Here is a 23,933-nt window from a genome sequence, read left to right on the forward strand (position 1 = left end):
AATGGAAAGTCTAAGTTTTTACGAAAATCAGTTTATAAAAGCAGATTCTTTAATCTCTGAAGGAAATTCGGCAGATGCGAAAGAACTATTGGAGGAAATTTTATTGCAATATCCTGATTTTGGAAAGGCCCATAATCACTTAGGGTGGATTTACTACAATAAATTAAGTGATTATGAAAAAGGAATCTTTCATTACAAATTGGCCATGAAATTTGATCCTAAATATGCAGCTCCTTATATAAATTACACCTATCTGCTTATTGACATCGGACGTTATGCCGAAGCAAAAGAGCACATTAAATTTACGTTGGCAAATCTAGAAAATGCAGATAACTCTTCTTATAACAGTGAATTAGGGAGAATGGCAGAATATGAAAGCGAATACACTTTAGCTTATAACTATTATAGAGAAGCAAATAAAAACGCATTAAACCCAAATTTTATTGACAATATGAAGGCTAATATGAAAAGGGTTAAGGATAAAATGTCTATTTTTGAAAAATTAAAACTGAAATTGAAATAATACAAAAAAAATAATTGCAAGATGATTATAGAACCTAGAATGAGAGGATTTATTTGTTTGACTGCCCACCCAACGGGAGCTGAACAAAATGTAAAAAATCAAATCGAATACGTAAAATCTAAAGGAGAAATCGCTGGCGCTAAAAAAGTTTTAGTGATTGGTGCTTCTACAGGTTTCGGATTGGCTTCAAGAATTACTAGTGCTTTTGGTTCTGGTGCATCGACAATTGGAGTGTTTTTTGAAAAACCGCCAGTTGAAGGAAAAACCGCTTCTCCGGGATGGTATAATTCTGCAGCGTTTGAAAAAGAAGCTCATAAAGCAGGTTTATATGCAAAAAGTATTAATGGTGATGCGTTCTCAAACGAAATTAAGAGAGAAACTTTAGATTTAATCAAAGCAGATTTAGGTCAGGTAGATCTTGTAATTTATAGTTTGGCTTCTCCAGTACGTACAAATCCAAACACAGGCGTTACGCACCGTTCAGTTTTAAAACCAATCGGGCAAACATTTACAAACAAAACAGTTGATTTTCATACAGGAAAAGTTTCAGATGTTTCTATTGCTCCTGCAAATGAGGAAGATATTGAAAATACAGTTGCTGTTATGGGTGGAGAAGATTGGGCAATGTGGATTGAAGCTTTAAAAAATGAAAATTTATTGGCAGAGGGAGCTACAACGGTTGCTTATTCTTATATCGGGCCAGCGTTAACTGAAGCGGTTTACCGTAAAGGAACAATCGGTCGTGCAAAAGATCATTTAGAAGCTACTGCATTTACTATTGGAGATTCTTTGAAATCTATTGGAGGAAAAGCGTATGTTTCTGTAAACAAAGCTTTGGTTACACAAGCAAGTTCTGCAATTCCAGTAATTCCATTATATATTTCGCTTTTATATAAAATCATGAAAGAAGAAGGAATTCACGAAGGTTGTATCGAACAAATCCAACGTTTATTCCAAGACAGATTATACAACGGTTCTGAAGTTCCTGTTGATGAAAAGGGAAGAATCAGAATTGATGATTGGGAAATGCGCGAAGATGTTCAGGAAAAAGTGGCTAAACTTTGGTTGGAAGCTACAACTGAAACATTGCCTGAAATTGGTGATCTAGCTGGATACAGAAGCGATTTCTTAAACTTATTTGGATTCGAAGTTCCTGGTGTTGATTACAACGCAGATACTAACGAAGTTGTTGCGATAGAAAGCATCAAATAATACTAGTTTACTTAGTAAACCGAAAAACCATCACCCAAAAAGTGATGGTTTTTTTGTGAATATACCATATCTTTGTTAAAATTTTTGAAACAATAAAACATACCCTTTAATAACGCGCATTCTGCTATGATTTTTTCTTTAATTATACCCGTGTATAATCGTCCAGATGAAGTTGATGAGCTTTTGGAAAGTCTCTCAAAATCTGATTATAATGAAGCTTTTGAAATTGTTCTTGTCGAAGATGGATCTTCCGTTCCTTGTCGAGATGTGGTAATGAATTATCAAGGAAAATTAAATATATCATATTATTTTAAAGAAAATTCAGGTCCGGGAGATTCTAGAAATTTCGGAATGCAAAGAGCAAGAGGAGATTATTTTATCATTTTTGATTCAGACTGCATTATTCCGTCACAGTATTTAACAGAAGTTCGTAAAGAATTAGATGCAAATTATGTAGACTGCTTCGGAGGACCAGATAAAGCGCTTGACAGTTTTTCGGATATTCAAAAAGCCATCAATTTTGCTATGACTTCTTTCTTGACAACTGGCGGAATTAGAGGTGGTTCTGAAAAAATTAATAAATTCCAGCCGCGTAGTTTTAATATGGGGATTTCTAAGAAAGCTTTTGAGGCTTCAAAAGGTTTTGGCAACATCCACCCGGGAGAAGACCCTGATTTATCTATTCGTTTATGGAATCTAGGATTCGAAACAAGACTTTTTAAGGAGGCGTATGTGTATCATAAAAGAAGAATTGACTGGGAAAAATTCTCTATTCAAGTAAACAAGTTTGGTATTGCGAGACCAATTTTAAATAGTTGGTATCCAGAACATAATAAGCTTACCTTTTTCTTCCCAACCTTTTTTATACTAGGATTATTATTAGCTTTTTTATTGTTAATTTTTAATATAGATATTTTATTACAATTATATTTCGTATATTTCGTTATAATTTTTCTTACAGCAAGTATTCAAAATAAAAGCATCAAAATTGGGTATCTGTCTGTAATCGCAGTGTGGAAACAGTTTTATGGTTATGGAACAGGATTTTTAAAATCATATATTAAAGTGATTTTATTAAAGAAAAAACCGCAAGAAGCGTTTCCGCGTATGTTTTTTAAATTATAAGAATGACAAAAGTTATTGGTCTTACAGGAGGAATAGGCAGTGGTAAAACAACTGTCGCAAACTATTTTGAAGAAATGGGCGTTCCTGTTTATATCGCTGATGACGGTGCTAAAAGAGTGATGCAGTCAAAAAATATTCTAAAAGAAGTGAAATCTGCTTTTGGTGGCAATATTTTTGATGGTGATGTTTTAAACCGTGCCAAATTAGCACAAGTAGTTTTTAATGATAAAGAGCAATTGGCAAAATTGAATGCAATTGTGCATCCAGCAGTAAAATTAGATTTTGAAGAATGGGTGAAAGAACATAAAAATAAAGATTATGTAATTTATGAAGCCGCTATTTTGTTTGAAAGCGGCCGATATAAAGATTGTGATGTAATTATAACCGTTACGGCTCCAGAAGAAGTGAGAATTGACCGCGTTATAAAAAGAGATAAAACTACCAGAGAACAAGTTGTAAGTAGAATGAAAATGCAGTGGAATGATGAAAAACGAATTTCTAAGAGCAATTTCGTGATTAATAACAATAATCTTAAAAAAGCTAAAGAAGATGTTGTTAAAATTCTTAAAATTTTAAATATAAAACAAAAACAGTCTTAAATGTTAATATTTGGTTAATGTATTATTTAGTATATTGTTAAAATATTAATTTTGTTTCGATGAATAAATTATTTTTTAGAATACTTGTTTTATTGATGAGTCTGTCCTTGATAGGGATAATTCTGGTACAAGTGTTTTGGTTCAATTCTTCGTTCAAAAATAATGAAGAACAATTTAAATACCACGTTACTCAAGTAATTGGAAATGTTGCAGACAAGCTGGAACAACAAGAAGAGTACAGTTTTTACGATAAATACAACCGTATAAAAGACAGTACGGGAAAAATTCCAAAAAAAGAAGATTTACTAGAAGTATTCTACGTACAGAGAAATACTAAAACGAATAAAACAATTGTTTATTCCAATACGTTGACATCTGAGGATTACGATATTAATGGTTCAGTTTTTAACAAAAAATTTAGCAGTGAGCGTTTTAAAAACTTTAGTTCTAAAAGAGTAACAGAAGTTTATAATAACAATAACGGAATTGATAATAATAGTTTAGGGCAAAGTATTATTCCTGATCTAAAAATTGAAAAATCAGGAAGTTTAGATATATTAAATAAAGTTCAGCAGCAGATTCAATATAAAGATATTGCTTCTTTAACACCAATTGAAGGAAGAATAACAAAAGACAAGCTTTATAAATTATTGAAAAAAGAGCTTGAAGAATACGGTGTAAAAACCAAATTTGAATTCGGAATATATAGCAGTGGGAGTCCTACTAAGATAAAGTCTGACGGATTTCATTATGATAAGGATGCTACTTATACTATTCCAGTTTATACTGACAATGAAGGAAATAGCAGATATGAGCTATCAGTTACATTTCCTCACAAAAAGAAGTTCTTACTATCAGAATTATTAAGTATTACTATTTTATCGATAGTTTTTACATTAATTATAATAGTCGCATACACAAGCGCGTTAAATCAATTATTGCGTCAGAAGCATATTTCTGAAATCAAGACAGATTTTATAAATAACATGACGCACGAGTTTAAAACTCCTATTGCAACTATAAATCTAGCACTCGATGCTATTAGAAGTCCGAAAGTTATTGAAGATAAAGAAAAAGTTTATCGCTATCTTCAGATGATTCGGGATGAAAATAAAAGAATGCACGCTCAGGTTGAAAACGTTTTGCGTATTTCTAAACTGGAAAAGAGGGAACTTGATATTACAAAAGAACCTACTGTAGTTACAGATATAATTGATGATGCGATTGAGCACGTAAACCTGATATTAGAAGATAGACAGGGAACTGTCGAAAAGCATTATAATGCCGCCAGAACAACAGTTTTGATAAATGAAGTTCACTTTACAAACGTTGTGGTTAATATTTTAGAAAATGCAATCAAGTATTCCCCAGATGCGCCTAAGATTGAAATTTTTACAGAAAATGTGAAGGACATGATTCTGATAAAAGTAAAAGATCATGGTTTGGGAATGAGTAAGATAGCTCAGAAACGAGTTTTTGAGAAGTTTTACAGAGAGCATACCGGTGACCTTCATAATGTAAAAGGACATGGTTTAGGGTTGGCTTATGTAAAAAGAATAGTGGAGGATCACAATGGTCAAGTATATGTAGAAAGCGAAAAAGGAAAAGGTAGCACCTTTATAATAAAAATACCATTAATAAATTAAAATATGGAAAATACTAACAAAAGAATACTTTTAGTAGAAGATGACCTAAATTTTGGGGCGGTTCTTAAAGATTATCTAATGTTAAATGACTTTGAAGTTACTTTAGCTAAAAACGGTATGGAAGGTTTCGAGAAATTCAAGAAGGATGTATATGATTTATGCATTTTGGATGTAATGATGCCTTATAAAGATGGTTACACTTTGGCCAAAGAAATTAGAGAGAAGAACAGTGAAGTGCCAATTATATTCTTGACAGCAAAATCTATGAAAGAAGATGTTTTAAAAGGATATAAAGCAGGTGCTGATGACTATTTAAATAAACCTTTTGATTCAGAAGTTCTTTTAATGAAAATTAAAGCAATCATTCAAAGAAAATCGGCTGATACAAAAGCAGAACAAGTACAGTTTGAATTTAATATTGGAAAGTTCCACTTAAATTCAAAATTAAGATTCTTGACTTATCAAGATGAAGAGCCAATCAAATTGTCTCCGAAAGAGAATGAATTGCTTAAAATGTTAATTCTTCATGAAAATGACTTAATGCCGAGAGAATTGGCTTTAACAAAAATCTGGAGAGACGATAACTACTTTACTTCAAGAAGTATGGACGTTTACATCGCTAAATTGAGAAAATACTTAAAAGCTGATGAAGATGTTGAAATCTTAAACATTCACGGAGAAGGTTTCAGATTAGTAGTAAAAAGCAAAGTTTCTGAATAATTAATTCACCGAAATAAAATACAAGCTCTGAGAAATCAGAGCTTTTTTTTTGCTATAGATTGAATTGTTTTTTATTGTTTAATCTTTTGAGTATTAGGTTTGTATAAAGGTTTTACTGGTTGGTTTACTTCTGGCTTAAAATTATTTTAAAGAATTTTCTTTACAATAATTTGGAAAATCAAAAAACAATTCTGAATATTTGCACACGAAAAAAATAATAACTCTTTAAAACGAAGAAAAAATGTTTGTACTTACATCGACATCTCAGAGCTTTACACCAAACGTATTTGGTGAAGCAATTCTTCGTGGCTTATTTCAATCCTAGAAATACATTTTTAGATATATAAAAAAAGCCCGAAGACAATAAGTTTCGGGCTTTTTTTATTCTAGACACTTCAAAATTTTCCCGAAAAAGCGATTTTAAAATTTATCCTTTTGGATAAGATGGTTTAGCCAAGTTTGGCTATTAATTTAATGCATGATAATTTTTTATGGAAAATTATACTGTAGATGAGTATGCTTTGTGTACTCGTTTTAGAAGTAAAAGAAGAAAAAAAAGATTAGTAAAAGAAGATTTTGAAAAACATTTAATTCAGTTAAGAAAGCTTGAAGTTGAACTATGGGAAAAACGCAAAAATTTGCCATTAGTACCTTTAAAAATTCCTTATCAAAAAGGCTGGCAGCGTAATTTCAAGTTAAGAGATGATGTTGCGCGATCAGCTGAGGCAGAATTTTTTAGAAATTTATTGGAAAAGATAAATACATGGCAGTTTTCTCCCGAAAAATCTTTTAAAAGGAAGAAAAAGAGAAAAAGCAGGCATCTTTATGTTGAAAAGATTCAGACTGTAAAAGAATTTTCGGAGCGGGAATGGAAAAGTTCAAAAATCGAATTGACTGAAAAAGAAAAAGCACATTTTTATAAAAGAGAGCGCTGGTGCAGCAATTGTAAACGATACAAAATTCATTATGTATTTAATGAGTCTTGGAGATATGTGCTTCGTGTTAGCCCTTATATGATAACGCATACAAAAATGGTTGATACAGATTTAGAAAGTGAAATTCAGCTTCTTGAAAATTATATTGTTGATCACAATCTTAGAGATAAAACAAATAGATTAATACATGGCAGTTCTCGTAAATGGAGTTACTATGAAAAAGAAAATCCAAAAGAGACAAGTCCAATTAAAAACATAAGTCTAAACATCTTGTATCAGCAATATTTAGACGATAATGATATAAATCATGGGAAATAAATTATCTGGAAAAGACCTGATGAAATTAGGTTTTCCAAAAAACAATTCAATAAACATTGCCTTAGGGCAGATAAACAGATATAGAAAAAGAGAAAAAAAAGAATCTATTCTAACAGAAGCTAAAGACGTGTTGTTAAATCCTGAAAAGTACGAAGGAAATGGCACTTGGGGAAAAGTTGCCGAAGGTTTGATTAAACCCGTTCAGGTAAGAATGCATCAGCTGAAAAATACCAGAGCGCCTTTTAAAATTTTTGGCGAAAATGAAATTGATGAGCAGGCAAAATTTCAATTGTTCGATTCTTTGAAACTGCCAATTTCAGTTGCAGGAGCTTTAATGCCAGATGCGCATTCGGGATATGGACTTCCGATAGGCGGGGTTTTAGCGACTGACAATGCCGTTATTCCGTATGGAGTTGGTGTTGATATTGGGTGCCGAATGAGCCTTTCAATTTTTGACTTGCCAGCTTCTCATTTCAAAGGAAGAGAACATCAATTAGAAGCGATTTTAAGAGATAATACCAAGTTTGGAATGTATGAAACGCATACCTCAAGAGCAGATCATGATGTGTTTTATAAAAGTGAATTTCAGGATATTCCATTATTAAAAAATCTTCTTCCTAAAGCCTATAAACAATTAGGAACTTCTGGAGGAGGAAACCATTTTGTAGAATTTGGAATTGCTAAAATTGAAAATCCTGAAAACGAATGGAAGCTGGAAAAAGGAGAATATTTTGCTGTTCTTTCGCATAGCGGTTCTCGTGGTTTAGGAGCCAATATTGCGAAGCATTATACTTATTTGGCGACAAAACAATGTCCGCTGCCTAAAAATGTGCAGCATTTGGCCTGGCTAGATCTGAATACGCACGATGGTCAGGAATATTGGCTGGCTATGAATCTGGCGGGTGAATATGCAAAAGCCTGCCATGACGATATTCATAGACGAATTGCCAAAGCGATCGGGAAAAGAGTAGTCGTGACGATTGAAAATCATCATAATTTTGCATGGAAAGAAATTGTAAACGGTCAGGAATGTATTGTGCACAGAAAAGGAGCAACTCCTGCGGGAGAGGGGCAATTGGGAATTATCCCAGGTTCGATGACTGCGCCAGGTTATATTGTTAAGGGCAAAGGAAATCCAGAGAGCTTAAACTCAGCTTCGCATGGCGCTGGTCGTTTATTCTCAAGAGCTAAATGTAAAAGCAGTTTTACCCAAAGTCTGATTAACAAAGAGCTGAAGAAACATGATGTAACTTTGATTGGCGGGAATATTGACGAAGCTCCAATGGCCTACAAAGACATTACAAAAGTAATGGCAAACCAAACAGATCTGGTGGAAGTTTTAGGAACTTTTACGCCAAAAATTGTTAGAATGGATCGCTAAAAAAATAGAGAATATGGAAAGGTTGCAAGATGAAAATAAATGGTTAGGGAACTTCTATAATGAAATTTTTGTGCAATGTCCTAAATGTGAGTGCAAAGGAGTTTTGAAAGAAGTGCCTAGAAATTGTCAATGCGGAAAATGTACTGCAATGGCTTTTGAATGCAAAACGTGCTTTTATAAGATCAATGAACCAGTTTATCAATACAAAGCATACGGAAAACATTATTGCAGTAATTGTTTTGAAAAATTCGACTACGAATCCCAGATTTTTAAAGAGATTCCAGAAACATATCAGGTTAAATGTCCGCATTGCAGTTTTCAGGAAGAAATAAAGCCAGGAGTTTCTAGAATTAGAAAAGAAGCTAAAAAAAATGGTTTAATAAGAGAGCCTTGGCATAATCTTCTTCTTTGGTTTCAGAAAGAAGTCAAAGGAAATGTTTTTTGGGCTTATAATCAGGAACATATTATCTATTTGGAAAGATATATTAAAGCCGATTTAAGAGAAAGAAATAATAATGGAAGTGGTAACAGAACGATGGTTTCGAGGCTTCCAAAATTTATTAAAGAAGGGAAAAATAGAGAAAAGCTTCTTAAAATATTAGAAAAATGGAAAGAATAATTCAGATAACAGCGGGTCGCGGACCCGCAGAATGCACATGGGTTGTTGCCCAAGTGCTTAAAAAAGTTTTGGAAGAGGCTCAGGATCAAAAATTAGAAACTGTTTTGCTCCAAAGAGAACCGGGAACTGAAAACGGAACAATTGAAACAGCATCGATTGCTATAAAAGGAAAGAGTGTAGATCAGTTTGTGAAATCCTGGACAGGCACCATTCAATGGATTGGCCAGAGCCAGTTTAGGAAGATGCATAAACGCAAAAACTGGTTTATAGGAATTTTTGAAATCGAACCGCAGCAAAATAGTTCAATTTCGGAAAATGATATTCAGTATCAGGCCATGCGAAGCTCTGGAGCGGGAGGACAGCATATAAATAAAGTAAGTTCGGCAATTCGGGCGACTCATATTCCTACTGGAATTGCGGTTGTTGCTATGGACAGCCGTTCGCAGCATCAAAACAAAAAACTGGCAACAGAAAGATTATTAAAAAAATTAGAAGAGGAAAAATTGATTCAGCTTAAAAATCATGTGGGAAAACAATGGGAAAATCAGCTTCATGTAGAGCGCGGAAATCCTGTGAGAATTTTCACAGGTAGCGATTTTAAAAAGAATAAAGTAGAGAAAAGCTACAAAGGGACTCGTCAGAAATTAAAAAGTGATTTACGAAATGAGCATAATTAAAAACTTGGTCGAAAGAATAATGATAATGCGAGTTAAATGTGACCCAAAAAAAACAATAAATATCGACACCTAAAATGAAAGCAACTGATAAATACCTTTTTCAAGCCTTGGATAATTATCCGTTTTGGTTGGAAGGAACAATAGAATCTTTAGATTATGCTTTTTCATATGATGATAAAAACACGATGGTTTTGTGTTTGTACGGAAGAATTCAGGCAGAGCAATTAATGAATTATGAAGAAGCAAAAGCGTATTTCCAGCAAGCTTTAGCAATTAATATTCATGCTCTTGAAGTATATCCGTATTATTTAAAAACACTGATTTTAAACGAAGATTATGAAGAAGCACAGAAATTAATTGACTTTGCTTTAACGGTAAAAGGAATAAATAAATCGGAGATTTATGTGAAAAAAGCAATTCTTTTTGAAGCGCAAAATGAGTTTGAGGAGGCATTAAAAGAAATTAAAAATGCGAAACTTCATTCGCTGCAATTCAATTATGAATCTGATATTACGGATGTAGAGAAGAGAATTGAGAATAAAATTGATTTAATGAAAAAGAAGAAAGAGAAGAAATCTAAGAAAGGTTTTAAAAAGAAATCGAAATGATTTTACAAAAAAAAACGATGCAATTTGCATCGTTTTTTTTGTTTATAATGTTCCTGCAAGGTTTTTAAAACCTTGAAGGAATGAAATCGGAGTTTACTTCCAATGCAACTCTAAAGCAAAACAAGTTTTCTCGTCTTTTGTAATGCTAAATGTTGCTGTTGTATGATCATCGTCTTCACTTTCGTGAATTACGACATTATCTTCAAGTGAAAGCTCTTTCATGAAATTCATTTCAAAGCTTTTTACTTCTTGTTTTATGATTCTTTTTGGATCGACATGATCAAGGCACCATTCCAAATATTTTACGTTATTTACGTGATTTACAATGTCTAAATCTGACAAATAAACTGTTTTCTCGAAAACGGCTTCCTTTTCGTGGTTGATATTTATCTTAGAAAAACCTTCTTCTGTCGCTCTTTTTTCTGGGAATAGTTCGAAATGCTCAAAAGGCAGTGCCAAAGCTTCTGGACGACGTGCTTTGGTATTAAAAACAGCCCAATAGGTTTCGCTTCCGACAATCTTTTTTCCGTTTACATACATTTCTAAGGCACGGACAGAACGCGAATTTTCTAAACTGTTAATCCATGTTTTTACGGTGACAACATCTTGCCATTTTGGCAATGCAGTAATTTCAACACGCATTCGGCTCAAAACCCATGCTTGATCAAATTCCTGCATATCAGAAAAGCTGATTCCGCCAACTTCAGAATGTGCAGCGGCGGTTAATTGTAAAAGGTTGCACAAATCGGTATATTTCAAGTAGCCGTTTGGCGTGCATTGTGTGAAGTTAATTTCCCAGTCTTTGCTTAAAACCGATGTGAAATTTGGAGATATTGGCATTGCTAATTTTAGATTTTAGATTTTAGATTTTCTTCGACGTAATGAATAATCTCATTTCTTTCGGTCGAATAATCAAACCATTTTGTGTTTTCGTTTCGTTTGAACCACGTTAATTGTCTTTTGGAAAATCTTCTCGTGTTCTTTTTGATTTCTTCTATTGCAAATGGCAAAGTGAAATCTCCGTCAAAATAACTAAATAATTCTCTATAACCCACGGTTTGAAGCGCATTTAACGCTTTGTTAGGATATAGTGCTTCGGCTTCTTTTAATAGTCCTTCATTCATCATAATGTCAACACGCTGGTTGATTCTGCTGTAAATGATTTCTCTGTCGGCATCTAAGCCAATTAGAATAGGAGTGAAGTTTCTGTTGTTTTTCTTTTGATTTAGAAACGAAGAATATGGTTTTTGAGAACCCATGCAAACTTCTACAAAACGCATCATTCGCTGTGGGTTTTGCAGCGTTTGAGGATTCTCAGCTGTTATTTTTTGATAATATTCTGGATCTAAATTTTTCAGTTGTTCCTGAAGATATTCAATTCCGAGTTTTTCGTAGTTTAAATTTACTTCAGTACGAACTTCTGGATCTATTTCAGGAAATTCATCAAAGCCTTTTAAAATGGCATCGACATACAAACCAGATCCGCCAATAAGAATTGCAAAATCATTGGTTTGAAACAGTTCATCGATTTTGGCTAAAGCTTCTTTTTCGTAATCGCCAACGGTGTAATTTTCAAAAATCGATTTATTTTGGATAAAATGATGTTTGGCGGCATTTAGTTCTTCTAAGCTAGGAACGGCGGTTCCGATGGTCATTTCTTTGAAAAATTGGCGACTGTCGCAAGAAACTATTTCGCATTTAAAATGTTGTGCCAAGGCAATGCTCAAGGCGGTTTTGCCTATAGCTGTGGGTCCGACAATGGTAATTAGGTATTTCATATTTTTTAGCCCAGATGGAAATGGAAACCCCGGACTTATATTTGTTGCATTTTTTTGGTATAAAAGAGCGACTGGAAGAAGCTTCTTTTATGCCTTAAAAAATTACAAATATAAGGAGGAGTTGGAATGTACAGCTGGATTGGCTTCTAAAAATTAATTGTTTGGCAGTTGAGTTCCGCATTCATAGCAATATTTGGCGTTGTCAAAATGAACTTGCGACTGACATTTTTTACATATTTTTCTGCCGCTTACTGCATTGTTTTTTAAACTGCTTTTGGCAAATTCGGCAGTTACGATTCCGGTCGGAACGGCTATGATTCCGTAACCTAAAATCATTACAAATGCAGCAATAAATTGGCCTAAAGGAGTTTGTGGAGAAATGTCTCCATAACCAACTGTGGTTAAGGTTACAATTGTCCAATAAATTCCCATTGGGATGCTGGTAAAACCTGATTCTCGTCCTTCAACCAAATACATTATGGTTCCTATTATAACGGTGCTGATTAGGACAAAATAAATGAAAACCAGAATTTTTTCTTTACTGGCTTCAATGGCTTCCTTTAATTGTAATGATTGGTGGTTGATTTGCGGAATATGCAAAATTTTGAACAATCGAAGAAAACGCAAAGCTCTTATGATTGATAGAATGCTCGCGCTAGGAAAAAATATGGATAAATACATGGGCAGGACGGCGAGTAAATCGATAATTCCGTAAAAGCTGAAAATGTATTTAACAGGTTTTTGAATAGATATTATTCTTAAAATATATTCGACCGTAAAAAATACTGTAATAATCCATTCGCAGATTAATAATTGATCGTGGTATTTTGCGCTAATGCCTTCAACAGTATCCAACATTATGAGAAGAACGCTCAGCAAAATTAGCCCCAGCAATACTAAATCGAACATTCGTCCTAAAATGGTGTTGGTGCCATATAGAATGATTTTGACTTTTTCTCTAAAGATTTCGTATTGTGATTTTGTCTTTTTCATATCCTTAAAGATAATCAAAGTTTTGTTGTGTTAAAAATGAAGTATTTTTAATGATTTGCTTTTACGGATGTAGCTTTGAATTATGTTTTTTACATCGCGGTTGTGGTCCATTGACACAAGGATATTTTTTAAGATATCGATATTGGTGATTTGATAATTAAGATCATAGTAAGCGTAACCTTTGTAGATTCCATTTTCGATCAAAATGGCACTGCGTTCGTTTACATTTCTGCCTCTATCAATGAGAACCATGCTTTTGTTTTCAAAACTGTTTTCTGAGATGAATTGCTGTACTCTTAAATTGTAAATTTCAGGCGTAACTTCGCCAATGCAAGCGCCGTCGCATTCTTTGATCGTATATTGAAAACACTCTTTTTTGGTCTGGTACAAACCGGTGAGTTTTTGGCACAAATGATATTTTGCAGTAAATCTGAAAAGGGCATTTTTGCCTTCTTGTAGCGAAGCAAAAGAGATGATTTCTTTTTTGCGTCCGTCGGCTTTCTCCAATTTTAGGATGATATAACCGTTTGAATCTTTTTCTGCATATAAAGCGACAGGAAATACCGTTTTTTTCTGCGAACGATTATGTCGCGGACGATTTACTTTTATTTCCTGACTTTCTTTTAAGAGTGCAATCAGTTCGCTTCCAGTTTCGTCATACGTGATTGTAAAAACTTCTGCCTGAATTCTTTTGCTTTTGTTTGTTATTCCTGTAAAATGCTGATTGACTCTTTTTTTGATGTTTTGGCTTTTGCCGATATAAATTAAAGTGCCAGCTTCATTATAAATATAGTAAACGCCCGTTTTTGTTGGCATTTGATTTAAAATATCTAAGAATTTTGGAGAAATTCCTTTTTCTACTTCGAGTTTTATAAAATCTTTTACGATTGTTTTTTCGACATCTTTTTCCAAAAGCATTTTAAAAAGCTTTGTGGTTGCCATTGCGTCTCCGCTCGCGCGATGTCTGTCTGCCATAGGAATTCCGAGTGAGCGCACTAGTTTTCCTAGACTGTATGAAGGCTGTTCTGGAATTAGTTTTTTTGCTAATTCTACTGTACAGAGTGTTTTGGCTTCAAAATCGTATCCTAAGCGACGAAATTCTGTTCGAAGAATTCTATAGTCGAAAGAGGCATTATGCGCTACGATAACACAATCTTGAGTAATTTCTATAATTCGTTTAGCAACTTCATAGAATTTTGGAGCAGAACGCAGCATAGCATTATTAATTCCAGTCAGTTTTACTACGAAAGGCTGAATCGGAATTTCTGGATTGACAAGGCTGATGAATTGGTCAACTACTTCATGCCCATCAAATTTGTAGATAGCGATTTCGGTAATTCCCTCTTCATTAAATTGTCCCCCAGTGGTTTCTATGTCTAGTATTGCGTACAAATTAAGTGCTCAGTGTTCAGTTTTTAGTATTAGGTTTGTAGAGACGTACTGCACTGCGTCTTTACAGCAGGCATTAACGACCGCCAAAAATGCTGCTTCCAATGCGAACCATTGTGCTTCCGCATTCTATTGCCAATTGATAATCTCCAGACATTCCCATTGATATCGTGTTCAGACTGCAGTTTTCTGTTTGCAGATCTTTTATCGAATCAAAAATGTTTTTTAAATGGGTAAATTCTTTTTTAATCTGGTTTTGGTCGTCGGTAAAAGTGGCCATTCCCATTAAACCTAAGATACGAATATTTTTTAACTCTTTAAACTCCGCAGAAGTTAAAAGTTGATTTAATTCATTTTCGTCCAGACCAAATTTAGATTCTTCTTCGGCAATATAAATTTGAAGAAGACAATCTATTATTCTGTTATTTTTTAAAGCTTGTTTGTTAATTTCCTGCAATAATTTCAAACTGTCAACACCGTGAATTAAAGTCACATAAGGCGCCATAAATTTGACTTTATTGGACTGAACATGACCAATCATATGCCATTGGATATCTTTTGGCATCTGTTCCCATTTTTCAGTCATTTCCTGAATTTTGTTTTCTCCGAAAATGCGCTGGCCTGCTTCGTAAGCCTGTATCAAATCTAAAACAGGCTTTGTTTTTGAAACGGCAACGAGCGTTACGTGTTCAGGTAAACCGGCTTTAATTGTATTTAAATTCGATTGAATCGACATGGTATTTCTTTTTATAAAAACTGCTTCGAGATTTTCTCTGCTTTTTTGCTTTCGCTATAGTCGTAAAAACCTTCGCCAGATTTAACGCCCAATTTTCCAGCTCTTACCATATTTACTAAAAGCGGGCAAGGAGCATATTTAGGGTTTTTGAATCCGTCGTACATTACATTTAAAATGGCAAGACATACATCAAGACCAATAAAATCAGCTAATTGTAATGGTCCCATTGGGTGTCCCATTCCTAATTTCATCACCGTATCAATTTCGTAAACCCCAGCAACTTTATTGTATAACGTTTCGATAGCTTCGTTTAGCATTGGCATTAAAATTCTGTTTGCCACAAAACCTGGATAATCGTTTACTTCAACAGGAACTTTTCCTAATTTTTCAGATAAAGTCATGATGATTTTAGTCACTTCATCGCTTGTGTTATATCCGCGGATGATTTCAACCAATTTCATAATAGGCACCGGGTTCATAAAGTGCATTCCGATAACGCGCTCAGGATGTGCCACAACAGCTCCGATTTGTGTAATTGAGATCGAAGAAGTATTAGTCGCTAAAATCGTATTGTGAGCGCAATACTCGTTTAATTGTTTGAAGATGTTCAGTTTTAATTCCACATTTTCTGTTGCTGCTTCAACTACTAAATCTACGCCAACAACACCATCTTTTAAATCTGTATAAGTGATGATATTGGTAATGGTTTTAGTAACTTCTTCCTGAGTGATGGTTCCTTTAGACAACATACGGTCTAAGTTGGCCGCAATGGTTGCCATTCCTTTATCTAATGATTTCTCAGAAACATCAATTAATTTTACGGTAAAACCGCTTTGTGCAAAAGTATGAGCAATTCCGTTACCCATTGTTCCTGCTCCGATTACAGCTATTGTTTTCATTTTATGCTAGATATTTTTTTATGATTTAGCCACGAAATCACCAAATAATTCGTGAATTCGTGGCTAATTTGTTTTTTGAATTTATTATTTTTTGAAACAGTCGATAATTTGATAGGCAACGCGCAACGCATCTGTAGCCTGTTCAAGTGTTACAACTGGAGTAGTGTCATTATTTATTGCATCTGCAAACGAATTTAATTCGTCTAAAATGGCATTGTTTTGCTCTACATCAGGATTAGTGAAATAGATTTGTTTTTTTACGCCTTCAGCATTTTGAAGAATCATATCAAAATCTCCCGGAACTTCTGGCGCGTCTTTCATGCGAACCACTTCACATTTTTTCTCTAAAAAGTCAACAGAAATATAAGCGTCTTTTTGGAAGAAACGCGATTTGCGCATATTTTTCAACGAAATTCTGCTAGCAGTTAAGTTGGCAACACAGCCATTTTCGAATTCGATTCTGGCATTGGCAATATCTGGAGTGTCACTAATTACAGAAACACCGCTGGCATGAATATCTTTTACTTTTGAATTGACAACGCTTAAAATAGCATCGATGTCATGAATCATTAAATCTAAAACAACAGGAACGTCTGTACCACGCGGGTTAAACTCAGCCAAACGATGCGTTTCTATAAACATCGGGTTTTCGATCATGTTTTTTGTAGCAATGAAAGCAGGGTTAAAGCGCTCCACATGACCAACTTGTCCTTTTACATTGTATTCTTTGGCCAAAGCAATAATTTCTTCAGCTTCTTCAACTGTATTGGCAATTGGTTTTTCAATAAAGATGTGCTTTCCCGATTTTATGGCAACCTTCGCGCATTTGTAGTGTGAAAGGGTTGGAGTAACAATATCAATCACGTCGACAGCGTGAATGAGTTTTGCAATTGTGCTGAAATTTTTATAGCCAAACTCTTTTGAGATTCTTTCGGCATTTTCTTGATTTTCGTCGTAAAATCCAACTAATTCGTATTTGTCAGATTGTTGTAATAAGCGTAAATGTATTTTACCAAGATGACCAGCACCTAAAACTCCTACTTTTAACATGAGAATGTATTTTAAACAAAAATATAATTTATTTGTTTACCGTGAAAATGAATTTAGCGAATTGTGAGTTATGAGTTATGAGTTATAAATTGTAGGTTACGACTAGAGCTTCTCTTTTTGGTTTGTCATCCTGAGCGAAGTTGAAGGGTATATAGCTAGAATGAGTAGGGCTTCGACTTCGCTCAGCCTGACAATTTAGAACTTTCGACCTTCGACTTTCGGTTTTTCACTTTCCGCTTTCGGCCTTCGACTTTCGACTTTCCTCTTCGACCTTCAGCTTTCCACTTTCGACTTTCAGCTTTCCACTTTCCACTTTCGACTTTCGACTTTCCACTTTCGACTTTCGACTTTCGGCTTTCGACTTTCGACCTTCGACTTTCGACTTTCAACTGTATTAATTTAATATTTAAAAATCAATATTTGAAATCCTGTTTTGTTTCTTATTTTTGCGAAAATAAAACCTACCTATTTTGAAAGACACTGCCAAACATCAAGGACTTCGCAATCAATTAGTAACGACTTTAGAACAAAAGGGAATTACTGACAGAGCGGTTTTGGATGCGATAAAAAAAATCCCGAGACACCTTTTTTTGAATTCTAGTTTTGAAGATTATGCTTATCAAGATAAGGCTTTTCCTATTGGTGCGGGGCAAACTATCTCGCAACCTTATACAGTGGCCTTTCAATCACAGTTGTTAGAAGTAAAAAGAGATCATAAAGTTCTTGAAATCGGAACAGGATCTGGTTACCAGACAGCTGTTTTGTTTATGCTTGGAGCTAAAGTATATACGGTTGAGAGGCAAAGTGAATTGTTTAAAACGACGTCGAACTTATTTCCGAAATTAAATATTCGTCCTAAGCACGTTACTTTTGGAGATGGATATAAAGGATTGCCTAATTTTGCGCCGTTTGACAGCATTATAGTTACAGCAGGTGCGCCATTTATTCCACAGCCTTTAATGGCTCAATTAAAAATTGGAGGAAGATTGGTTATTCCGTTGGGAGAAGATGTTCAGATTATGACTTTGTTGATTAGAAAGAATGAGACGCAATTTGAAAAACACGAGTTTGGAGAATTTAGATTTGTTCCTTTATTAGAAGATAAAAATTAAAGTAAAAGCCCAGTTTAAGCTGGGCTTTTGTCATGTTGCAATCAGTTCTATTGCTTTGTCTAGATTTTGCTTTTCTATCTTTAGAACATAATTAATAAAAATTGATTTGTCGTTTTTGTTTTGACTTTCTTCTATTGCCGCTAAATATTCATTTTTACTTTTGCTATCTGCTTCTGCCACAACATAAACATAATTGTTTAGCAGTAAGATCAAATTTAAAATCAGATTCGCTATTTGAATATTTCCATTTTCAAAAGGATTTATTTTAATTATTTTTAAATGCGCTTCTGAGGCAAGAATTATTGGATGAATACTTTTTTTTTGTGTTTCATACCAATTAAAGAATAAATTCATTTCCTTGATAATCAAGGAGTCATTTTTGTATTTTCCTGCGTTTTTAGAATCTATTCCTTTAAAGATTAAATTGTGAAGAAAAAGCAATTCTCTTTCACTAAATGCCGCTTTCTTTTGACTTAGATCTTTTACGAGTAAAGTCGCTTCTTGAAAGTTAATAGCTTCAAGATGTTCTTCCATGCTTTTTTCCAGAATAGTATTTCCGTCATTAATAACTGATTTTGTTTCTTCTAATGTTAGAGAATTCCCATTTAAGAAAATGCTTTTGAAAATAAAATCTAATTCTAAAGTTTTATGGATTTGACGTAATTGTAAAGAATTGAAGGATTGAACTCTAATTTTTAGTGTTTCAATTTCATCTAGAATATTTTGTATCGAAGATATGATTGCAGAATTGATCTGCTTTTTATTGTTTTGAATTTCCTGTTCGGCTAAAAGAAGGGCTTTCAAAGCAAACTCATCATCCCCAATTTCATAAAGAATTTTTTCTTTAAGCCAAGCGACCATCAAAGTTTCGTAATCAATTTCTAAGAGTTGAGAAAGTTTAACGATTTGATCTTTGGTAGGTTTTCGTGTTCCCGATTCAAATTTGCTGATTAATGCTTGATCAATTCCTGCAAGTTGCGCCAATTCGCGAGTTTTTAAACCTTTTTGTTCTCTGGCGTTTTTTAGCAAAGATTTCATTTAATGAAAATTTTAGTCTTGACAAATTTAGTCATTTTTTTAAGCAAAATAAAAGCAGTATTTCAGATACTGCTTTCTAAATATTTTATTTTGGAGGAAGCGAACCGTCTTTTCTCATTTCTTTAACGACAGCTTGCATAATTGCATCTACTGTTTGGCCTAAATCTGTAACATATTGTGATTCTGTTGTTCCAGTCCAGATTAATTTATTTTGCTTTAATGAAAATACATTCGTTTCTACCATATAAGAAGTGGTTTCTTGGTAGTAACCTGGATCATAAAAGTTTGGAGAATACATTCCGTACCAGTTTCCAAAACCATATCCGTACATACCTGTGTACATTCCGTCAAAACCTCCGTAATACATTCCAGTATAAGTGCCTGGAACATAGTTAACTTCTTTTTCTTTGCTGACTAAACGCATACTGATTACTCCATCAAAGTTCTCGTCTTGTAAAACTTTTAGTTTTTGTTCTTGTGTTAATTGAGAGGTTGCGTTTAAATATTGATATGAAGTCTTAAATACCGGATTGCTTGCCGCAATTCTATTTTCGGTAATTCGTCTCGAAGCTTCGTCTTTTACTAAAGCGACAACCAAAACCTTTTTAAATTGTTCCTGAGTAATGGTTACATCAGGATCTCTCCAGCTGTTTACAATAGAAGTATTACTGCCACAACTTGATAACGCTGCAATAGCGAAAAACAAAACGAAGTACTTTTTCATATTTTACAGTTAAATTATTTGTAGTAAAAATAACGATAAAATATTATAAATATATCATTTAAAGAGAATTAAAGTTTGTTTTAATTGAAAGCTTTTTTAATACGGTCCAAATCGCGTTTGGTGTCTTGTTCTTTTAATGATTCACGTTTGTCGTAATTCTTCTTCCCTTTGCAAAGGCCAATTTGAAGTTTGGCTAAGCCTTTTTCGTTTGTAAATAGTTTTAGAGGTACAATAGTGAGACCTTTTGCCTGAACATTTTTATGAAGCGTTTTTAACTCTTTTTTGTTTAAAAGCAATTTTCTTTCGCTTCTTGATTTATGATTGAATTGGTTTCCAAAAGAATACTCTTCAATATAAGTATTAATAGCAAAAAGTTCCATCCCGCTAAATTCGCAAAAGCTTTCAGTAATGTTTGCTTTTCCTAAACGTATAGATTTAATTTCTGTTCCCGCCAAAACAATTCCAGCAGTATAAGTATCGATTATTTCGTAATCGAATCGCGCTCTTTTATTAAGTATGTTGACTGATTTTATCATGATTGCAAATGTAAGACAAAATTGAAAAAAATGTGGCAGTTAAAGATAATTAAAGTTTTCTTTTAATCTATGATTTAAATCAGTCTTAAGCAGAAAGCTTACTCATAAGTTTGCTCTGTAATTAAAAAAAAACGAAATAAAATGAAAAAGTTTGTAACATTAGTTAGTATCGTGCTAATCGGATTAACTGCTAAAGCTCAGGATTCGTCTCAAGGGTTAAAAGGGGCTTGGTTTGCTACTTCTCAATTTGGTTATCAGCAGACCAAAACAGGAGATGTAAAAGGGACCAATTTGTCAGTGCTTCCAATTGTAGGAACCTTTATTACGCCGTCTATAGCAGTAGGAGCGGGAATAGGCTATATTAACATTAAATCGGAAGGTTATGATGGAACTAATCCAAATCTGAAAACTTTAGGGAATACCAATTTAATTGTTATTCAGCCATTGGCTAGAAAATACTGGAATGTAGCAGGTTCTTTATATTTCTTTGGACAAGCAGCGATACCAGTTATTACAGGAAAAGAAAAAGAAAGCAACTTAAAGGTAAATCAAGTTGGCGTATCAGTATCAGGAGGTTTTGACTATTTTGTGACTAAGAACTTCTCAGTTGAGTTTTCTTATGATTTGGTGAATTTTACTTCTACAACTCTAAAACCAGAGAACGGAGAAAAAACAACTGTTACAAATTTTGGATTAGCCCACGTGGCAAACGTTGATTCCTATTACAATACTAAATTGGGTGGAAGTGCTCCAAACTTAACAACTCCAATTTCTGTTGGATTTAAATTTGTATTCTAATTTATTCTTTATTTGATTAACGTGAAATTCTTTTAGTAATTTTACAAAAAAAAAGACCGTACTTTAAAATACGGTCTTTTTAGTATTATTTAAAAAGTATAAAATGCAGAATCAGTCAAAAGATCCTTTACATGGAATTACACTTCAAAAAGTTGTCGAAACATTAGTCGATTATTATGGCTTTGATACTTTGGGCGAATTAATTCCGATAAAGTGTTTTAATTCAAATCCAAGTGTAAAGTCTAGTCTTACTTTTTTAAGAAAAACCGACTGGGCTCGCAAGAAAGTGGAAGAGCTTTATATAAAAACGCTTCCTAAACTTAGCTGATTTTTTATAATTTGTAAGAAATCATCACCCCTCCGCGATATGGTAGCCATTCGCCACTTTTATTCCAGTTAACGGCTTTTTCATATCTTCCAGGAGTTCCGTCGTTATAATATCCATGATAAAATCCTTGGTGCCATCCTCCGCCTACAAAAAAGTCAAGTAAAAATTTATCATTTAATTTTAGATTGTAACCTACTGTAGCTCCAATTCTATAACCGAATCCGTCTTCGTATTGGTTAGTATCCCAGTAGTTCCATTTTTGTATTTCGTATTTGTCGGCGCCTATGTGAGCTCCAGCATAAAAACCATTATATTTTTCTTTAAAATGGTAACGAATTTCAGGAGTAACAGTAACAAATTTCATTGGACTATTTCCATTGAAAGACTCCCAGAAAGAAGCCATTACATCGGCGCTAAAAGTGGTTTTTTCTCCAATGCTGGTTTCAATTCCAACATTTGGAACTAATAATAAAGCACTTGCGCCATTAAATTTCACAAAAGTCTGACTTTGCATTTGCGCACAAAATGAAAGAGCAATCAGGGCGAATAAATTTTTCATAAAGATTTTTTGTTGTTCAAAACAGCTGTTTTCTGCTGATTTCGAGCGCAAATATAAGGGATTGTGAAAGATAACGATTGCCTATAAGATTTTTTTAACAAGTAGAAAATCTTACTTTTCTAGCAATGAATAGATTACCTTGTCTATAAATTTTCCTTCCCAGAATTCTACTTCCCTTAAATGAGCTTCTTTGACAAAGCCGCATTTTTGCAATACCTTTTCAGAGGCATAATTTTCTGGATCAATTACAGCTTCAATAGAATGTAGCTTTAAATCTTCAAAGCCATAGTGAATCAGCCGGTTTACTGCTTCCGGAATGATTCCTTTTCCATGATGTTCAGGTGAAAGAATATAACCTATTTCGGCACGGTAATTTTCTGGTTGCATTCGATAAAAACCAATAATTCCAATTAATTTAGAATCATTTTTAAATCGCACTCCCCAGTTTATTCCTTCATTAGTATCAATTTTTTCATCAATCATTCTTATAAGTTCCAAAGCATCCTCATGATCTTTTGCCAAGGGCCTCGGAATATATTTCATATTATCAGGATTAGAACGCAAATCAAAGACTTCCTGTACATCTTGATCTGTCAGCCTGTCTAAAATTAAACGTTCTGTTTCTATTATTGGAAATGGAGTAAAATTGAAATCTAACATTTGTGTTTTATTGTAATATAGTAATACTAAATTTTGCGCTGAAAGTTTTGTTTTCGTCCAATGTCAAAGTCCCTTCTTTTTTATACAAATCTCCTGAATTTTCATCCGTATCAGAATAGCCAAGCCAAGGTTCTATGCAGATAAAAGGGGCATTTTCTTTTGTCCAGATTCCTAAACTTGGAAAATCATTGTACGCAACTTTTACATAAGGTTTTGAATTGTTAAGTATGGTTAATGATTTTGATTCTAAAGTTTTAAAGATTAAAGCGTCGTTTTTGAACAGCTCATAATTTAAAGGAACTAAATGGTCTTTTGTCTCTAAAATTTTTGTCTTAGAAGAAATCAAATCGTTCTCAAGAAGGTAGTATTTCAAGTTTTCTTCTTTTTCAAATTGAAAAGCATAATTTTCAAAAAGGTCTGGAAGCGCAATTGCAGGATGTGCGCCTATAGAAAAAGGCATTTTTTCTTTTCCTTTATTGATGATTTTATATTCAAGCTCCAGTGAGTTCTCATTAAGTGTATAAATAAGCTGCAATTCAAATTCAAAAGGATATTTCTGCAATGTTTCTTCAGAAGATTTAAGCGAGAAAATAGCTTTGTTTTCAGTCTTTTCAATCAATTCAAAATCCATGTCACGGGCAAAACCATGGCGTGGCAGGTGATATTCTTTTTCATTGATTGAGTAAGTGTTGTTTTTTAAAGTTCCTACAATCGGAAAAAGAACAGGAGAATGTTTTCCCCAGAAATCGGGATTGCCTTCCCAGATATATTCATTGTTTTGATTGTCTTTTATAGAAAATAATTCGGCTCCTGCATATTTAATAGAAGCTTTTAATATAGAATTTGATATAGTTGTAGTCACAATGTTGAATCTAAAATGAATGTACTTTTAATAGTTGTAAATATATTTTATAAAATTTAGTTTTTTAAGAAAATGGACTAAATTATTTTATTGATAAAATTATGCTAA

Annotated in this window: 27 protein-coding genes; 14 read left to right on the forward strand and 13 right to left on the reverse strand. The window is 33.6% G+C overall.

The features are described 5' to 3' along the window. Position 1: 1 nt before the first annotated feature. From N4T20_RS13370 to N4T20_RS13420, 11 genes are all read left to right on the forward strand, one after another. Positions 2 to 523, forward strand: a complete 522-nt coding sequence (locus N4T20_RS13370; protein WP_260669632.1) for a hypothetical protein — start codon at positions 2 to 4, stop codon at positions 521 to 523. Between the two features lie 21 nt (positions 524 to 544). Then, positions 545 to 1,735, forward strand: a complete 1,191-nt coding sequence (fabV, locus tag N4T20_RS13375; protein WP_260669633.1) for an enoyl-ACP reductase FabV — start codon at positions 545 to 547, stop codon at positions 1,733 to 1,735. Between the two features lie 126 nt (positions 1,736 to 1,861). Further along, a complete protein-coding gene (locus N4T20_RS13380; RefSeq protein ID WP_260669634.1) occupies positions 1,862 to 2,860 on the forward strand; it encodes a glycosyltransferase in 999 nt (332 codons plus the stop codon). Positions 2,861 to 2,862: 2 nt separating this feature from the next. After that, entirely contained in the window at positions 2,863 to 3,459 is a 597-nt protein-coding gene (gene coaE, locus N4T20_RS13385; RefSeq protein ID WP_260669635.1) for a dephospho-CoA kinase, read from the forward strand. 59 nt (positions 3,460 to 3,518) lie between these two features. Continuing rightward, positions 3,519 to 5,105 (forward strand): sensor histidine kinase KdpD, encoded by a 1,587-nt coding sequence (locus tag N4T20_RS13390; protein ID WP_260669636.1) that lies wholly within the window; start codon positions 3,519 to 3,521, stop codon positions 5,103 to 5,105. Positions 5,106 to 5,108: 3 nt separating this feature from the next. Then, positions 5,109 to 5,825 (forward strand): response regulator transcription factor, encoded by a 717-nt coding sequence (locus N4T20_RS13395; RefSeq protein ID WP_091496987.1) that lies wholly within the window; start codon positions 5,109 to 5,111, stop codon positions 5,823 to 5,825. Between the two features lie 491 nt (positions 5,826 to 6,316). Then, positions 6,317 to 7,078 carry a hypothetical protein gene (locus N4T20_RS13400; RefSeq protein WP_260669637.1) on the forward strand — a complete coding sequence of 254 codons (762 nt, stop codon included), beginning with the start codon at positions 6,317 to 6,319 and terminating at the stop codon, positions 7,076 to 7,078. Beyond that, entirely contained in the window at positions 7,068 to 8,459 is a 1,392-nt protein-coding gene (locus N4T20_RS13405) for an RtcB family protein (RefSeq protein WP_260669638.1), read from the forward strand. The genes N4T20_RS13400 and N4T20_RS13405 overlap by 11 nt, the downstream gene beginning before the upstream one ends. 13 nt (positions 8,460 to 8,472) lie before the next feature. Next, positions 8,473 to 9,078, forward strand: a complete 606-nt coding sequence (locus N4T20_RS13410; RefSeq protein WP_260669639.1) for a hypothetical protein — start codon at positions 8,473 to 8,475, stop codon at positions 9,076 to 9,078. After that, positions 9,066 to 9,755, forward strand: coding sequence for a peptide chain release factor H (gene prfH / locus N4T20_RS13415; RefSeq protein WP_260669640.1), 690 nt, complete (start codon positions 9,066 to 9,068; stop codon positions 9,753 to 9,755). Before N4T20_RS13410 ends, prfH begins: the two co-directional genes overlap by 13 nt. Before the next feature lie 74 nt (positions 9,756 to 9,829). After that, positions 9,830 to 10,363 (forward strand): hypothetical protein, encoded by a 534-nt coding sequence (locus N4T20_RS13420; protein ID WP_260669641.1) that lies wholly within the window; start codon positions 9,830 to 9,832, stop codon positions 10,361 to 10,363. Between the two features lie 93 nt (positions 10,364 to 10,456). Here the strand turns inward: N4T20_RS13420 and N4T20_RS13425 are convergent, their stop codons facing one another. The 7 genes from N4T20_RS13425 to N4T20_RS13455 all read right to left on the reverse strand — a co-directional run bounded on the left by N4T20_RS13425 (position 10,457) and on the right by N4T20_RS13455 (position 17,208). Further along, positions 10,457 to 11,203, reverse strand: a complete 747-nt coding sequence (locus N4T20_RS13425) for an acyl-[acyl-carrier-protein] thioesterase (RefSeq protein ID WP_260669642.1) — start codon at positions 11,201 to 11,203, stop codon at positions 10,457 to 10,459. 8 nt (positions 11,204 to 11,211) lie between these two features. Continuing rightward, positions 11,212 to 12,141 (reverse strand): tRNA (adenosine(37)-N6)-dimethylallyltransferase MiaA, encoded by a 930-nt coding sequence (miaA, locus tag N4T20_RS13430; protein WP_260669643.1) that lies wholly within the window; start codon positions 12,139 to 12,141, stop codon positions 11,212 to 11,214. A gap of 153 nt (positions 12,142 to 12,294) precedes the next feature. Beyond that, positions 12,295 to 13,134, reverse strand: coding sequence for an ion transporter (locus tag N4T20_RS13435; protein ID WP_260669644.1), 840 nt, complete (start codon positions 13,132 to 13,134; stop codon positions 12,295 to 12,297). Between the two features lie 30 nt (positions 13,135 to 13,164). Then, positions 13,165 to 14,526 (reverse strand): exonuclease domain-containing protein, encoded by a 1,362-nt coding sequence (locus N4T20_RS13440; protein WP_260669645.1) that lies wholly within the window; start codon positions 14,524 to 14,526, stop codon positions 13,165 to 13,167. Positions 14,527 to 14,599: 73 nt separating this feature from the next. Further along, positions 14,600 to 15,259 carry a YggS family pyridoxal phosphate-dependent enzyme gene (locus N4T20_RS13445; RefSeq protein ID WP_260669646.1) on the reverse strand — a complete coding sequence of 220 codons (660 nt, stop codon included), beginning with the start codon at positions 15,257 to 15,259 and terminating at the stop codon, positions 14,600 to 14,602. Between the two features lie 11 nt (positions 15,260 to 15,270). Then, the gene (locus N4T20_RS13450; RefSeq protein WP_260669647.1) at positions 15,271 to 16,158 is read right to left on the reverse strand and encodes a 3-hydroxyacyl-CoA dehydrogenase family protein; all 888 of its coding nucleotides are present in this window, start codon (positions 16,156 to 16,158) and stop codon (positions 15,271 to 15,273) included. An 84-nt stretch (positions 16,159 to 16,242) separates the two neighbouring features. Beyond that, a complete protein-coding gene (locus N4T20_RS13455) occupies positions 16,243 to 17,208 on the reverse strand; it encodes a Gfo/Idh/MocA family protein (RefSeq protein WP_260669648.1) in 966 nt (321 codons plus the stop codon). Positions 17,209 to 17,678: 470 nt separating this feature from the next. Between N4T20_RS13455 and N4T20_RS13460 the strand changes: the two genes are divergently transcribed. After that, positions 17,679 to 18,320 (forward strand): protein-L-isoaspartate(D-aspartate) O-methyltransferase, encoded by a 642-nt coding sequence (locus N4T20_RS13460; protein WP_260669649.1) that lies wholly within the window; start codon positions 17,679 to 17,681, stop codon positions 18,318 to 18,320. Positions 18,321 to 18,350: 30 nt separating this feature from the next. Here N4T20_RS13460 and N4T20_RS13465 read toward each other — a convergent pair whose 3' ends face one another. From N4T20_RS13465 to smpB, 3 genes are all read right to left on the reverse strand, one after another. Further along, positions 18,351 to 19,358, reverse strand: a complete 1,008-nt coding sequence (locus N4T20_RS13465; protein WP_260669650.1) for a helix-turn-helix domain-containing protein — start codon at positions 19,356 to 19,358, stop codon at positions 18,351 to 18,353. Between the two features lie 85 nt (positions 19,359 to 19,443). After that, positions 19,444 to 20,082: a hypothetical protein gene (locus N4T20_RS13470; protein ID WP_260669651.1), complete on the reverse strand. Its 639-nt coding sequence runs from the start codon at positions 20,080 to 20,082 to the stop codon at positions 19,444 to 19,446. 80 nt (positions 20,083 to 20,162) lie between these two features. After that, on the reverse strand, positions 20,163 to 20,618 hold the full coding sequence (smpB, locus tag N4T20_RS13475; protein ID WP_095951591.1) for an SsrA-binding protein SmpB: 456 nt from the start codon (positions 20,616 to 20,618) through the stop codon (positions 20,163 to 20,165). Positions 20,619 to 20,759: 141 nt separating this feature from the next. On the opposite strand from smpB, the gene N4T20_RS13480 reads away from it, so the two are divergent. After that, a complete protein-coding gene (locus N4T20_RS13480) occupies positions 20,760 to 21,416 on the forward strand; it encodes a porin family protein (protein ID WP_260669652.1) in 657 nt (218 codons plus the stop codon). 103 nt (positions 21,417 to 21,519) lie between these two features. Further along, a complete protein-coding gene (locus N4T20_RS13485) occupies positions 21,520 to 21,744 on the forward strand; it encodes a VF530 family protein (RefSeq protein ID WP_260669653.1) in 225 nt (74 codons plus the stop codon). A gap of 4 nt (positions 21,745 to 21,748) precedes the next feature. On the opposite strand, the gene N4T20_RS13490 is transcribed toward N4T20_RS13485, so the two are convergent. From N4T20_RS13490 to N4T20_RS13500, 3 genes are all read right to left on the reverse strand, one after another. Next, the gene (locus tag N4T20_RS13490; protein WP_260669654.1) at positions 21,749 to 22,303 is read right to left on the reverse strand and encodes a DUF3575 domain-containing protein; all 555 of its coding nucleotides are present in this window, start codon (positions 22,301 to 22,303) and stop codon (positions 21,749 to 21,751) included. A 111-nt stretch (positions 22,304 to 22,414) separates the two neighbouring features. Beyond that, positions 22,415 to 22,963 carry a GNAT family N-acetyltransferase gene (locus N4T20_RS13495; RefSeq protein WP_260669655.1) on the reverse strand — a complete coding sequence of 183 codons (549 nt, stop codon included), beginning with the start codon at positions 22,961 to 22,963 and terminating at the stop codon, positions 22,415 to 22,417. A gap of 7 nt (positions 22,964 to 22,970) precedes the next feature. Next, positions 22,971 to 23,825 (reverse strand): aldose 1-epimerase family protein, encoded by an 855-nt coding sequence (locus N4T20_RS13500; protein ID WP_260669656.1) that lies wholly within the window; start codon positions 23,823 to 23,825, stop codon positions 22,971 to 22,973. Between the last annotated feature and the right edge of the window lie 108 nt (positions 23,826 to 23,933).

It is taken from the genome of Flavobacterium sp. TR2 (genome assembly GCF_025252405.1).
In the GTDB taxonomy this organism is placed as follows: Bacteria; Bacteroidota; Bacteroidia; order Flavobacteriales; family Flavobacteriaceae; genus Flavobacterium.

Coding starts and splice junctions, on each gene's coding strand:
- N4T20_RS13370 (WP_260669632.1), top strand. CDS start 2: ATGGAAAGTCTAAGTTTTTACGAAAATCAGTTTATAAAAGCAGATTCT.
- fabV (WP_260669633.1), top strand. CDS start 545: ATGATTATAGAACCTAGAATGAGAGGATTTATTTGTTTGACTGCCCAC.
- N4T20_RS13380 (WP_260669634.1), top strand. CDS start 1,862: ATGATTTTTTCTTTAATTATACCCGTGTATAATCGTCCAGATGAAGTT.
- coaE (WP_260669635.1), top strand. CDS start 2,863: ATGACAAAAGTTATTGGTCTTACAGGAGGAATAGGCAGTGGTAAAACA.
- N4T20_RS13390 (WP_260669636.1), top strand. CDS start 3,519: ATGAATAAATTATTTTTTAGAATACTTGTTTTATTGATGAGTCTGTCC.
- N4T20_RS13395 (WP_091496987.1), top strand. CDS start 5,109: ATGGAAAATACTAACAAAAGAATACTTTTAGTAGAAGATGACCTAAAT.
- N4T20_RS13400 (WP_260669637.1), top strand. CDS start 6,317: ATGGAAAATTATACTGTAGATGAGTATGCTTTGTGTACTCGTTTTAGA.
- N4T20_RS13405 (WP_260669638.1), top strand. CDS start 7,068: ATGGGAAATAAATTATCTGGAAAAGACCTGATGAAATTAGGTTTTCCA.
- N4T20_RS13410 (WP_260669639.1), top strand. CDS start 8,473: ATGGAAAGGTTGCAAGATGAAAATAAATGGTTAGGGAACTTCTATAAT.
- prfH (WP_260669640.1), top strand. CDS start 9,066: ATGGAAAGAATAATTCAGATAACAGCGGGTCGCGGACCCGCAGAATGC.
- N4T20_RS13420 (WP_260669641.1), top strand. CDS start 9,830: ATGAAAGCAACTGATAAATACCTTTTTCAAGCCTTGGATAATTATCCG.
- N4T20_RS13425 (WP_260669642.1), bottom strand. CDS start 11,203: ATGCCAATATCTCCAAATTTCACATCGGTTTTAAGCAAAGACTGGGAA.
- miaA (WP_260669643.1), bottom strand. CDS start 12,141: ATGAAATACCTAATTACCATTGTCGGACCCACAGCTATAGGCAAAACC.
- N4T20_RS13435 (WP_260669644.1), bottom strand. CDS start 13,134: ATGAAAAAGACAAAATCACAATACGAAATCTTTAGAGAAAAAGTCAAA.
- N4T20_RS13445 (WP_260669646.1), bottom strand. CDS start 15,259: ATGTCGATTCAATCGAATTTAAATACAATTAAAGCCGGTTTACCTGAA.
- N4T20_RS13450 (WP_260669647.1), bottom strand. CDS start 16,158: ATGAAAACAATAGCTGTAATCGGAGCAGGAACAATGGGTAACGGAATT.
- N4T20_RS13455 (WP_260669648.1), bottom strand. CDS start 17,208: ATGTTAAAAGTAGGAGTTTTAGGTGCTGGTCATCTTGGTAAAATACAT.
- N4T20_RS13465 (WP_260669650.1), bottom strand. CDS start 19,358: ATGAAATCTTTGCTAAAAAACGCCAGAGAACAAAAAGGTTTAAAAACT.
- N4T20_RS13470 (WP_260669651.1), bottom strand. CDS start 20,082: ATGAAAAAGTACTTCGTTTTGTTTTTCGCTATTGCAGCGTTATCAAGT.
- smpB (WP_095951591.1), bottom strand. CDS start 20,618: ATGATAAAATCAGTCAACATACTTAATAAAAGAGCGCGATTCGATTAC.
- N4T20_RS13480 (WP_260669652.1), top strand. CDS start 20,760: ATGAAAAAGTTTGTAACATTAGTTAGTATCGTGCTAATCGGATTAACT.
- N4T20_RS13485 (WP_260669653.1), top strand. CDS start 21,520: ATGCAGAATCAGTCAAAAGATCCTTTACATGGAATTACACTTCAAAAA.
- N4T20_RS13490 (WP_260669654.1), bottom strand. CDS start 22,303: ATGAAAAATTTATTCGCCCTGATTGCTCTTTCATTTTGTGCGCAAATG.
- N4T20_RS13495 (WP_260669655.1), bottom strand. CDS start 22,963: ATGTTAGATTTCAATTTTACTCCATTTCCAATAATAGAAACAGAACGT.